The sequence below is a fragment of the Neisseria sp. P0008.S002 genome (assembly GCF_051962805.1).
Lineage (GTDB): Bacteria > Pseudomonadota > Gammaproteobacteria > Burkholderiales > Neisseriaceae > Neisseria > Neisseria perflava.
In genome coordinates this window covers 1-12063 of the sequence record NZ_JBQCUY010000004.1, presented here as the reverse complement: position 1 = coordinate 12063, position 12063 = coordinate 1, and the positions used below count along the sequence as shown (strand labels likewise).

The following is a 12063-nucleotide window of genomic DNA, read 5'->3' as shown; positions in this document are numbered from 1 at the left end:
CCACTAAAAAGGCCGTCTGAAACCCCAATTTTTTGGGTTTCAGACGGCCTTTTCTCAACCTACAAACTTAACGTCCTGCTTTCAACACGCGACGTGCAAACACGAACATACCGAAGACAAAAAACGCCAAGCCCAGCCATTTGGCGGCCGTATCCCAGTTTTCCAGGTTCAGGGCCAAAGGCGCATCCGAACCGCCGTTGGTTACGGAGAAGGCAATGATAAACGCCATAATCACACCGATCAGGCTCTCGCCGACAATCAAACCGGCAGAGAACAGCGTACCGATACGTTCCGCATTTTTCAGACGGCCTTCACGGTTTTCTTGACGACGGGCGATGACGGATTTCAACACAGCCGCCAATACCGCGCCGATCACAATCGGCATATTCACAGACGGCGGCAGGTAAATGCCCATGCCCACGGCCAATACCGGCAAGGCGCGCTTGCCGCCGGAGGATTTGCGCAATGTGAAATCGACCGCAATCAACGCCACGCCGATGGCCACGCCGGTGAAAATATAATCCCATTGCAGATTGTGCGAGAAAATACCTTGGGCGATGGTAGTCATCAAAGTTGCCTGAGGCGCGGCAAGGGCTTGGGCCGCATCCATGCCTTCACGCGGCATCGCGCCGGTAAAGCCGTAGGCTTCATACAAAAGCTCCAACACAGGCGAAATCACCAATGCACCGACAACGCAGCCGATAATCAGCGCAACCTGCTGTTTCCAAGGGGTTGCTTTTACCAGATAACCTGTTTTCAAATCCTGCAGGTTGTCATTGGAGATCGAAGCCACACAAATCACAGATGCGCCGCAAAACAACGTCAACGCCAGCAGGAATTTGCGGTTTGCCTCATCCGCCATCAAGCCGCCGGATTCGCCGACCAACAGCAACACCAGCGAAATGATAACGATAGAAACGATACCCACACCCGAAATCGGGCTGGAAGACGAACCGACCAAACCGGCCATATAACCGCAAGCCGCAGCCACCAAAAAGCCGATAATCGAAGCCAGCAACGTACATACGACCACCAACAGCCAAGCCAAACCACCGGAAATATGCGAGTCGCCAATAAAGTGGAAGAAGGACACGCCCAACACCAGCATCATCGCCAACACCCAGGCAATCATCGCCTTAGGCGACAAATCCTGTTCCGTGCGCTCGGTCATTTGCGCGCCGCCGAAATTGCGGAAAGACAGGCGCATACCCTCGACTATTGGTTTCATCAAAGTCAACAGCGTCCAAATAGCCGCAATACCGATCGTACCCGCGCCGATAAAACGGACTTTTTCCTTCCACAAAGACATCGCAAAAGGAATCATCTCCATATCGGCAGGTTGCGGAATATGCGCCGACAGATAAGGCACGGCCACGCCCCAGGCAATCGAAATACCCAGCAAAATCGCGATACCGCCGGTCAGGCCGACCAAATAGCCCGCGCCCAGCAAAGCCAAAGAAAAGCCCATCGGCACTTGGAACACCGACGCGCCGCCTTTAAACCAAAAGCTCGCGCTGTCGGCCACCACGCGCAAACCGCTTGCGCAAAAGCTCATCAAACCGGCCAATGCGCCGCCCGACACCAATTCCTTGATACCGCTGCCGCCTTCCTGTTGGTCTGCATCATAGTCGCCGACCTTCAAAATCTCAGCCGCCGCCACACCTTCCGGATAAGGCAAATCGCTCTTCACCACCATCGCATAACGCAAAGGCACAGTGAAAATCACGCCCAAAATACCGCCGGACATACACAGCAGCGTAGTCTGCCAAAACGGAAAGCCCGCCCAATAACCGGCCATCAGCAAACCCGGCAAGATAAAAATAATACTGGAGAGCGTACCCGCGGCCGAAGCCTGAGTCTGCACCATATTATTTTCCAGAATATTGCTGCCTTTAAAAAACTTCAAAACCGCCATCGAAATTACCGCAGCCGGAATCGAAGACGCAAAAGTCAGGCCCACCTTCAAGCCCAAATACACATTGGATGCCGTAAAAATCACCGTAATCAACGCGCCGAGTATCATTCCCCGCAGCGTCAGTTCACGGAAACTCGCATAAGGATCAACCGCCTGTTTCATAAAAATCTTCCTGTATCAGGTAAACAATCAAATCAAAACTTTTCAGACGGCCTTTTGATACATCCATCAGGCCGTCTGAAAAGCCTCTCTTTTACCATTTTAATGAACTATCCGACTACACGCAAAAGCCCTATTTATTTTCATTTGACGCCAAACAATAAAATCATATCGATACAGACGTTTGGGGCAGTTTGACGGTTTCAGGTAAAATAACGCCAAATTCATCAACCGTTCAGAAAGCCGCCGCCATGTATTCACTCGTCCGCCCCATACTGTTCCGTTTCGATGCAGAAAAGGCCCATCATTTCACGCTCAACAGTTTGCGTTCCATCGAAAAACTCGGCCTGCTGCCCAAGGTGGACAGCCACACCCGACCAACCGAGCTGATGGGTTTGCAGCTGCCCAATCCGGTCGGCTTGGCGGCAGGTTTGGACAAAAACGGTGAGTGTATTGATGCGTTTGCCGCTTTGGGTTTTGGCTTTGTCGAAATCGGCACAGTAACGCCCAAGCCGCAGCCGGGCAATCCTCAGCCGCGTCTTTTCCGCGTTCCCGAACACCAAGGCATCATCAACCGCATGGGTTTCAACAACCACGGCATCGACGCGATGATCCGCAACATTGAAAACAGCCGCTTTAAAGGCATTTTGGGCATCAACATCGGTAAAAATGCCGTTACGCCGATTGAAAACGCGGCCGACGATTATCTGATTTGCTTGGAAAAAGCCTACGCCCACGCGAGCTATATCACGGTCAATATTTCCTCCCCCAATACGAAAAACCTGCGCGCTTTGCAAGGCGGCGACGAATTGAGCGCATTGTTGGAAGCCTTGAAAAACAAACAGGCGCAACTGGCGGCCGCGCATGGCAAATATGTGCCGCTGGCGGTTAAAATCGCGCCGGATTTGGACGAAGCGCAAATCGACGACATCGCCCATGTGGTCAAATCCGTGGAAATGGACGGCATCATCGCCACCAACACAACCATCGACAAATCAAGCTTGGGCAGCCATCCGCTCGCAGGCGAACAAGGCGGCTTGAGCGGCTTGCCCGTACGCGAGAAAAGCAATCAAGTGTTGAAACTTTTGGCGGAACGCATTGACGGCAAGCTGCCGATTATCGGCGTCGGCGGCATCATGAACGGCACGGACGCGGCAGAAAAAATCCGCTTGGGCGCCAGTGCGGTTCAAGTGTACAGCGGTTTGATTTATCGCGGCCCTGAGTTGATTAAAGAGTGTTTGGCTGCGTTGAAATAATACTTTTCCAAAAATAAGGCCGTCTGAAATCTTTCAGACGGCCTTTTGATATGCTTTCATTCTTCAAACAGATTGCCTTGTGCCAATAAGGTTTTGACCGGTGCGAAATTGCGGCGGTGTTCCGGCAAGACGCCGTATTGTTTCAACGCGGCCAAATGTTGCGCCGTACCGTAGCCTTTGTGGCGGTCAAACCCGTATTGCGGATAGCGTTTCGCCAATTCATACATTTCCGCATCACGCGCGGTTTTGGCCAAAACCGAAGCGGCGGAGATTTCAATAATTTTGCTGTCGCCTTTGACCACGGCTTCGGCAGGAACATTCAAATCTTTCGGCACGCGGTTGCCGTCTATCCACACTTTGTCGGGAGTGACCGACAGCCCCTCGACTGCGCGCTTCATCGCGGCCATGGTTGCGTGCAGGATGTTCAGTTGCAGGATTTCGTCAGGATCGGCAAAGGCAATGCTCCACGCAACCGCCTGTTCCTTAATCATCTGCGCCAACATATCGCGCTTTTTTTCGCTCAGTTTTTTTGAGTCGGTCAAACCCGGCAAGTCAAAATGTTCCGGCAAAATCACTGCCGCCGCAAATACGCTGCCGACCAAAGGGCCGCGTCCCGCTTCGTCCACGCCTGCGCTTAAAACCGTCGCCATTTCTTCACCACCTGTCTGATTCAAAGCCGCCATTATATCCGCTTGCGGCAGATAAAATCCGCAATAGGACAAGCCGTTGGGGAGCAGTTAAAATTTCATCTGCTTTACCAATCAGTTATAATTTACATCCCCACATACTGATACGTCTTACAACATGCCTGCCCAATCCGAACGCCTCCATTTTTCCGAACGCTGGCTCAACGCCTACGAACGCTACCGCTATCGCCGCCATATCCACGCCTTCCGCCTCGGCTTGGCAATCGTGTTCTCCACCCTGTTGGCGAAAGTCTTCCACCTGCAACACGGCGAGTGGATCGGCATGACCGTCTTTGTCGTCCTCGGCATGCTGCAATTCCAAGGCGCGATTTACTCCAAAGCGGTCGAACGCATGCTCGGCACGGCCATCGGTTTGGGTGTTGGGTTGACCGTTTTATGGTTGAACCAACATTATTTGCAAGACGACGTTTTCTTCTATCTGATTATCGGTGCCGCCAGCGCAGTGGCCGGTTGGTCTGCGGTCGGCAAAAACGGCTATGTCGCCATGCTTGCCGGTTTGACCATGTGCATGCTCATCGGCGACAGCAGCCACCACTGGCTCGACAGCGGCCTGATGCGCGCCATGAACGTTTTGATTGGTGCCGCCATCGCCATTGCCGCCGCCAAACTCCTGCCCCTGCGCTCCACCCTGATGTGGCGCTTCATGCTTGCCGACAACCTCACCGACTGCGCCAAAATGATTGCCGAAATCAGCAACGGCAAGCGCATGACGCGCGAGCGCTTGGAGCAAAACATGATTAAAATGCGCAAAATCAACGCCCGCATGGTCAAAAGCCGCAGCCATCTGGCCGCAACATCCGGCGAAAGCCACATCAGCAACAATATGATGGAAGCCATGCAACATGCCCACCGCAAAATCGTCACCACCACCGAGCTGCTCCTGACCACCGCCGCCAAACTGCGCGCGCCCACGCTCAACGAAAGCGAAATCCGCCTGCTCGACCGCCATTTCAACCAACTCCAACGCGAACTGCGCCTGACCGTACGTCTCATCAAAGGCCACTACGCCCGCCGCATCCGCATCGATACTTCGCTCAATACCGAACTAAGCAAACCGGCCGCCCGCCTGCATTACGACTGGCAAGGCTTCCTCTGGCTCAGTACCAATATGCGTAACGAAATCGCCGCATTGGTGATCCTGTTGCAACGTTCGCGCAATAAATGGTTGGACAAAAAAGAATTGCAACGCCTGAAAGAATACCTGCGTAACGATACCGATCCGGAGTAACAATAGGCCGTCTGAAAAACGCAAACCCAAAATAAAAGACAAAAACGAATTAGCCGCCGATAACATCGGCCAATAAAAAAGGCCGTCTGAAACCCAATGGTTCAGACGGCCTTTCAATCAATCCAAGCAACAATAAATACCGCATAAAGCAAAATCCCCTGCGATTGCAGGGGATTTTTATATTTGGTTGCGGGAGCAGGATTCACAAAACTATATAACCGAATGTATTTAAAGTATATTTTCAGTCAAACTCTTAAAGATACCAACAAATGTACCACCAAAACTTGTAGAGCTACATCAAATCAATTCTGTCTACTATTTCCAACATTGGCTTCAACTATACCAATAATATCATATGGCCTCAACCATTTAGTTAATAAACACGAGATTTTTCAAAGTTACCAACGTATACCATAAAAAGTCGAATTACTAGTTTCCCACATATAAATTTGCCCCTCCAAGCATAACTATGATCGGTCGGTAGGATCCTAATAATTGAAATTACCCCCTGTTTGAGTAGAAAGTACCGACATATTAAATTCTTGGTTTATGCTCAACAAGAGATTGAATAAAAAATGAACGCAGTTGGACACTATTGGATAGTAAATAATTACGACCTTCAAGCAGATTTGAGCATCTATTTGTATATGATTGAAAAACTCCAGACGTTAAGTATTGCTAAAACGGCGATATTCGCCGTTTTAGCCATTAGAGACCTTTGCAAAATCCCCCCAAAAATCCCCTAAATTCCTACTAAGACATTCAGGGGATTTTCCATGACCACCTTCTTCCAGCAAACTGCCCAAGCCATGATCGCCAAATACATCGACCGTTTCCCACTATTGAAGTTGGATCAGGTGATTGATTGGCAACCGATCGAACAGTACCTGAATCGTCAAAGAGCCCGTTACCTTCGAGACCACCGCGGTCGTCCCGCCTATCCACTGCTATCCATGTTCAAAGCCGTCCTGCTCGGACAATGGCACAGCCTCTCCGATCCCGAAATCGCCATTGAGTTTGACAGCGACCCCAAACAGGCACGCGCCAGCCGCCAAGACGCGCTCAAAGATGCCGCCACACGTAAAATCTGGATAGCTGGCGCACATATGCCCTTCCCCGGCATCAGACACATCCGTGCCGAAAGCAACGGCGCTACACTTGGCTGCCGGTGGAATATACCCCGATCGAAATCGACGGCAAAGTGCAATAATTTAACAAAAACCGACCGCACTTTTCTTAGAGGAAGCCGTCAAATGACGGCTTTTTTGTGTTACGGCGATTTTTCTTTATAATACGAAAAATTTTTATGAATTAACAAAGGCAGGAATTATGGCGGTAGAAGCGGCTGACGGCGATTTATTGCACGTGGTGGTGTTATTGGGGGCGGCGGTAGTTGCCGTGCCGTTATTTAAACGTTTAGGTCTAGGCTCGATTCTGGGTTATTTGGCTGCGGGGCTGGTTATCGGACCCTTCGGATTAAAGCTCGTTACCGATTCCCACGCTATTTTGCATATTGCGGAATTCGGCGTGGTGATGTTTCTGTTTTTGATCGGGCTGGAAATGAAGCCGTCGCATTTATGGAAATTGCGTAATCAGATTTTCGGCTTGGGTACCCTGCAGGTGACGTTTTCCAGTCTGTTCCTTACCCTAATCGGGCTGGCTTACGGTTTTTCTTTAGTGATGTCGTTTATTTCGGCGGTAGGTTTTACACTCACCTCCACCGCAATGGTCATGCAGATTATGGACGAACGTCATGAAATCAGCACACCGCAAGGTCAGCGCATTGTCTCCATTTTGCTGTTTGAAGATTTGCTGATTGTGCCCATGCTGGCGATTGTAGCATTTCTAGCACCCGATAATCCCAATGCCGTTGCCGATGCCGTACCGCTATGGCAGAAAATCGGTGTTGCCGCGCTTTCTTTGGCAGCGTTGATTGCGACAGGTATTTGGCTGCTCAATCCGCTGTTTAAAATTCTGGCAAAATCCAAAGCACGCGAGGTGATGACTGCCGCCGCGCTGCTGGTGGTACTCGGTGCGGCTTATTTAATGGAGCTGGGCGGTCTGTCTATGGCGATGGGTGCGTTTCTGGCGGGAGTGCTGCTGTCGGAATCCGACTTCCGTCATCAGCTTGAAGCGGATATCGAACCGTTCCGAGGCCTTTTGCTCGGGCTGTTTTTCTTAGCTGTCGGGATGTCGCTGGATGTGGCAACGGTGCTCAATAACTGGAAGGTAATTCTTTCCGCCACTGTACTGATGATTATCTTGAAATGCCTTGCCATTTATGGAGTGGCGCGTTTTACCAAAGCAAGCCATCACACCGCGATACACCGCGCCGTACTGATGTCGCAGGGCGGTGAATTCGCCTTCGTATTACTCGCCTCCGCTGCCGTACAACGGGCGATTAATGCGGAAGTGCTAGCGAATATGACGGCAATCGTGGTGCTCTCCATGATTATGACACCCTTCAGCGTTATGCTGTTCGACCGCTATTTCAAAGAACCCCGCGCAGCTGCGGCAGTGGACGATGTGGAAGAACATGCGGGCGAACTCAACGGCAACGTGCTGATTATCGGATTCGGGCGCATGGGGCAGGTGGTCAGCCAAATGCCGCTAGCCTACGGTGCCACCATTTCCATTCTGGACAACGATCCCGACATCATCAACGTCGCACGCGAATACGGTTTCAAAGTCTATTACGGCGACGCCACCCGCGCCGACGTGCTGCATGCCAGCGGCGTGGAACACACCGACATCGTAGCGGTATGCGTGGACGACAGAGAAAGTGCGGTCAGAATTGTGGAAAATATTCATCATATCAACCCGAACGCCAAGGTGTTCGTGCGCGCCTGGGACAGACGCAATGCGCTGGCCCTAGTGAAAGCGGAAGCGGATTTCGTAGTGCGCGAAACCTTCTATTCTTCCATGAAAATGGGCGATGAAATCGTCAAGGCATTGGGTGCTAGCGTGCAGGAATTACGTGCCGTACACGACAAAGTACGCGACGCCGACAAAGAACGCTTCGCTTTGGAAATTGCCGGCAAGGAATTTGAAGGGCGCAGATTACTGTTGGGGAATATAAAGAAAAATTCGTAAAATAGAGCGCACTTTTGTAGCTGCAAGCGATGGAATTTAAGCGAAAAATTGCAAAACACCGCACTTTTTACGCCCGTTCGGAACGCAGGCGGTGTTGGCGGATGTTTTTCAGCAGGCGGAACAGTTCCGCCCACGCGGAGCGTTTCGGCTGCGGGGTGTTGCCTGTGCCGATGAGCTTCATTTGATAAGCATACCAGCCCAGTTCGAGAAAGCCGCCGAGCTTGCGATCGATGAATCCCAAGCCTGTGCGGACGCCGGGCAATTCCGCTTTTGCCAATCCGCCCGATAACATCCGTTGCAGCAAATCGGGAATAAGTGCAAATAGTATTTCAGACGGCCTTTTAAGGTTTCTACATCTATATTTTAGTCGGCGAACTGTTTTTTCATTCGTTCGCGTCGCTCTTGCGCTTCTACGGACAATGGCACAGCCTCTCCGATCCCGAACTCGAACACAGCCTCATCACCCGCATCGATTTCAACCTGTTTTGCCGTTTTGACGAACTGTGCATCCCCGATTACAGCACCTTATGCCGCTACCGCAACTGGTTAGCGCAAGACAACACCCTGTCTGAATTATTGGAACTGATTAATCGCCAACTGACCGAAAAAGGCTTAAAAGTAGAGAAAGCATCCGCCGCCGTCATTGATGCCACCATTATTCAAACCGCCGGCAGCAAACAGCGTCAGGCCATAGAAGTCGATGAAGAAGGACAAGTCAGCGGCCAAACCACACCGAGTAAAGACAGCGATGCCCGTTGGACAAAGAAAAACGGCCTCTACAGACTCGGTTACAAACAACATACCCGCACCGATGAGGAAGGCTATATCGAGAAACTGCACATCACTCCCCCAATACTCATGAGTGCAACCACCTGTCGCCTTTGCTGGAAGGGATAGCCGAAGGTACAACCGTCTATGCTGACAAAGGCTACGACAGTGAGAAAAACCGACAACATCTGAAAGAGCATCGGTTGCTGGACGGCATTATGCGCAAAGCCCACCGTAACCGTCCGCTGACGGAAGTGCAAACCAAACGCAACGGATATTTGTCGAAAACCCGTTATGTGGTCGAACAAAGCTTCGGTACGCTGCATCGTAAACTCCGCTATGCGCGGGCAGACTACTTCGGACTGAGCAAAGTGAGTGCACCAAGCCATCTGAAGGCGATGTGTTTGAACCTGTTGAAAGCGGCTCGGATGCCTGATTATCAGGTATCCAAGGGGGATTAAGGGGGTATTTGAGTAGAAGCAGTGGATATTTGAAACAAAAACAGCCGAAAACCTGTGTTTGGATTTCGACTGTTGGAGGAAGGCTTTTTTGTAAAGGTCTCCATTAGTATGTTAATTGTAAATCAACAAGGGGGATAATACCCAGGTGGGCAGAAGTATCCATTTTCTAGAAACCATTTGTGAGTAAACCAATAAATGAGTGGTTTTCCATTTGGGTGATAATATAAATAACCATGTCTCACAAGCTCATCAATTGCGATTTGTGCCAAAACAGCTTTACGAATTAACCGTGGACCATTTCTACAGATAGTCTGCTTCTCTATACCTGGATAAGGATTTTGTGGATTATAGGTTCTGGCAAGGTATTGAAATAAGGATTGAGCATACTCAAAACGCACCTGCTCTTCTGACTTCTCGCCAAATAATCGGAGCGACTCTTCCAAATAGTATCCCATAAGCATAATAGAAGAATGTAGTATCGATTCTGGAATTTTGCTTGTTGCTTCTTCGTTTTCATCACCATAAAGATAAAAATAAATCAGAGCTGCAATCCTCGAAGCATTATTCATGAATTTGCTTACTACATCTTTGACGCTTTGGTACCTACCTATTTCCGAAATGTTTGCTTCAAGATCATTAGCTGTATTAATCCACAGCCTTTTGGCTGATTCATCAAATTCTAAACAGATGATTTTCTGATCCTGTGCACAGTTAATTGAAAATTGACACAGCTGTTTCATCCTTGTATTGAAGTCTTCCAAATCAAAATTGGTAAATGGCTCACTTATACTCCGGAAACCTTGTGTGCTTTGTGGATAACACACCAACATACGGGCTAGCAGCCCGCTACCTCGAATCATGTTTTCTTTTTTACCTAATGCTTCTGTGAACAAGTCCGGTTGCACAGAAAAAGAGCAACTTAAAATATTATCAACGTCATAAGAACCAGATTGACGGTCAACATGAATTTTCTCACCATCCCAAAGTGTATTAAGCAATGAAGTATGTTTGGTAGTCATGTTTTTTAGAACACTCCCAGCTTCAGTCGTTACATACAAGCCTCCCACTTTCGATTGGCCTAATTGAAAAGTCAGAGCCTCAATTGTGGCATCATCAAACACAATTCTACTTATTTGTTCTTCAGTTGGTTTTTCCGATTCAAGTTCCCTAAGTTTGGCACTATAAACATCGATGTTACCCGCGTCATTTTGATTAATTGCTTTCTTCAGCTTTTTCATGAGCTCAGAATAGCGCAAATCCCAAACAATTTGCTTACTCTTATTACTGGAAATAATCTGTTGATTCATAACACTTAATTCGTTTTCAAACTGTCTGATACCCTTCATAAACAGATTTAAGGTACTGGTTTTACGCTCTCCTGAATCAGCAATAGTGCAAACATACAGGTTGCTTGGGATAGTCATTCCTATAGGCAACCTCACTTTGACAAAGGACTGCATAGCAGTTGACAACGCTGTCAGCATAGAAGAAACAACTATCGGCATAGGCGATTGAATTTGGTTTTGTACACTTCTAGCGAGATTGCTTAATTTGTAGTGTAAACAAAGGTGTAACTCAGATTCGTTGAAGTTAGCATTCATTTTTCGCTCCCTTCATACGTGAATTAAAGCGTTGTGCTTTTAATGCTTCAAGCCATTCTTCTACTTCCTCTCTTACCCAACGATTGGTTCTCTCACCAAGTTTAATGGGCCGCGGGAAAGTCGAATCATAATACCTACTTTTAGGATTAAGACGATCATAAATGCCAGTCCTTGAAAGTGGTACAAGTTTAAGTAAATCTGATAATTTAATCAGATTTAGATTTTGTTGTGCTTCTTTAAAACTATCAAGCATAATAAGCTCCAAAAGTTGATTTAAAATATTCCAGACGTTTTCTGGATAACCTTGGCGCTATTTTGCAAATTTAAGAGAAAAAAGCATAGGTCAAAATTGTTTAAAATTAGCCCAAAACCAGGGTTAAAATATTGACTTAACGCCCCTTTTTTGATAAATTATTCAATAAATACATAATCTTATGCATTATTTAAATTCCGCCCAAACAAGAACCAAGAATGTGATTGCAATTTCTCTATCATATAGAATTCGTCTTTACATGCTTTGAAGTTGTACCTTTCCATTGCCTTTATTAAATCTGCGTGACTTTTAATAATTACTATGGGATTTTGCTGATTTGCCCAGATAAATGTATCACAGAGCAATTTAAGAAACTTACTCATTCCAACATTATTAGATTTTTTATTAAAGTGTAAGTTTCTTTTCTTCTTTACTAGAGAAGTTAAAAATGCCAAACGTTTATCATGATTATCAGATAATAAACTTGGAAATTTTGATTGCATATAATTATCGACAACTTTCTTTTCAACTATTGGTTTCTTTTCAAGTATCTTTATAATATCAAGAATAGTCCTTAAATTTTCAGGTAAAACTTCAATTTGACTTTGACTATAACCTAAAT

The 12063-nt window shown here is 48.0% G+C and carries 9 protein-coding genes and 2 pseudogenes; 5 read left to right on the top strand and 6 right to left on the bottom strand.

Annotated elements, in window-relative coordinates; all coding sequences use genetic code 11:
- Positions 1–67: 67 nt before the first annotated feature.
- On the bottom strand, positions 68–2077 hold the full coding sequence (locus ACTHSA_RS05205) for an OPT family oligopeptide transporter (RefSeq protein WP_440367481.1): 2010 nt from the start codon (positions 2075–2077) through the stop codon (positions 68–70).
- Positions 2078–2325: 248 nt separating this feature from the next.
- Between ACTHSA_RS05205 and ACTHSA_RS05200 the strand changes: the two genes are divergently transcribed.
- Complete coding sequence (locus ACTHSA_RS05200) at positions 2326–3330, top strand: quinone-dependent dihydroorotate dehydrogenase (protein ID WP_070504155.1); 1005 nt, start codon at positions 2326–2328, stop codon at positions 3328–3330.
- A gap of 56 nt (positions 3331–3386) precedes the next feature.
- Here the strand turns inward: ACTHSA_RS05200 and rnhB are convergent, their stop codons facing one another.
- Positions 3387–3980, bottom strand: a complete 594-nt coding sequence (gene rnhB / locus ACTHSA_RS05195; RefSeq protein WP_039861927.1) for a ribonuclease HII — start codon at positions 3978–3980, stop codon at positions 3387–3389.
- A 154-nt stretch (positions 3981–4134) separates the two neighbouring features.
- On the opposite strand from rnhB, the gene ACTHSA_RS05190 reads away from it, so the two are divergent.
- From ACTHSA_RS05190 to ACTHSA_RS05180, 3 genes and pseudogenes are all read left to right on the top strand, one after another.
- Positions 4135–5265 carry an FUSC family protein gene (locus tag ACTHSA_RS05190; protein WP_039861887.1) on the top strand — a complete coding sequence of 377 codons (1131 nt, stop codon included), beginning with the start codon at positions 4135–4137 and terminating at the stop codon, positions 5263–5265.
- Positions 5266–6041: 776 nt separating this feature from the next.
- Positions 6042–6272 (top strand): annotated as a pseudogene (locus tag ACTHSA_RS05185) (transposase); the annotation flags it as partial.
- A gap of 322 nt (positions 6273–6594) precedes the next feature.
- Entirely contained in the window at positions 6595–8358 is a 1764-nt protein-coding gene (locus ACTHSA_RS05180; RefSeq protein ID WP_107848944.1) for a monovalent cation:proton antiporter-2 (CPA2) family protein, read from the top strand.
- A 67-nt stretch (positions 8359–8425) separates the two neighbouring features.
- On the opposite strand, the gene ACTHSA_RS05175 is transcribed toward ACTHSA_RS05180, so the two are convergent.
- Complete coding sequence (locus ACTHSA_RS05175; protein WP_440367004.1) at positions 8426–8650, bottom strand: hypothetical protein; 225 nt, start codon at positions 8648–8650, stop codon at positions 8426–8428.
- A 122-nt stretch (positions 8651–8772) separates the two neighbouring features.
- Between ACTHSA_RS05175 and ACTHSA_RS05170 the strand changes: the two are divergent.
- A pseudogene (locus ACTHSA_RS05170) lies at positions 8773–9587 on the top strand (IS5 family transposase); the annotation flags it as partial.
- Between the two features lie 122 nt (positions 9588–9709).
- On the opposite strand, the gene ACTHSA_RS05165 reads toward ACTHSA_RS05170, so the two are convergent.
- The 3 genes from ACTHSA_RS05165 to ACTHSA_RS05155 form a co-directional block, all read right to left on the bottom strand.
- Positions 9710–11188, bottom strand: a complete 1479-nt coding sequence (locus ACTHSA_RS05165) for a YfjI family protein (RefSeq protein WP_440367005.1) — start codon at positions 11186–11188, stop codon at positions 9710–9712.
- Entirely contained in the window at positions 11178–11441 is a 264-nt protein-coding gene (locus ACTHSA_RS05160) for a helix-turn-helix transcriptional regulator (protein ID WP_440367007.1), read from the bottom strand. Before ACTHSA_RS05160 ends, ACTHSA_RS05165 begins: the two co-directional genes overlap by 11 nt.
- Positions 11442–11620: 179 nt before the next feature.
- Positions 11621–12063: hypothetical protein (locus ACTHSA_RS05155; protein ID WP_440378825.1), on the bottom strand; the 443-nt coding region annotated here is incomplete at its 5' end.

Bases quoted from the DNA above. Each gene is read 5' to 3' on its own strand.
- rnhB (WP_039861927.1), bottom strand. From the start codon at position 3,980: ATGGCGACGGTTTTAAGCGCAGGCGTGGACGAAGCGGGACGCGGCCCT.
- ACTHSA_RS05175 (WP_440367004.1), bottom strand. From the start codon at position 8,650: ATGTTATCGGGCGGATTGGCAAAAGCGGAATTGCCCGGCGTCCGCACA.
- ACTHSA_RS05160 (WP_440367007.1), bottom strand. From the start codon at position 11,441: ATGCTTGATAGTTTTAAAGAAGCACAACAAAATCTAAATCTGATTAAA.
- ACTHSA_RS05200 (WP_070504155.1), top strand. From the start codon at position 2,326: ATGTATTCACTCGTCCGCCCCATACTGTTCCGTTTCGATGCAGAAAAG.
- ACTHSA_RS05180 (WP_107848944.1), top strand. From the start codon at position 6,595: ATGGCGGTAGAAGCGGCTGACGGCGATTTATTGCACGTGGTGGTGTTA.
- ACTHSA_RS05190 (WP_039861887.1), top strand. From the start codon at position 4,135: ATGCCTGCCCAATCCGAACGCCTCCATTTTTCCGAACGCTGGCTCAAC.
- ACTHSA_RS05165 (WP_440367005.1), bottom strand. From the start codon at position 11,188: ATGAATGCTAACTTCAACGAATCTGAGTTACACCTTTGTTTACACTAC.
- ACTHSA_RS05205 (WP_440367481.1), bottom strand. From the start codon at position 2,077: ATGAAACAGGCGGTTGATCCTTATGCGAGTTTCCGTGAACTGACGCTG.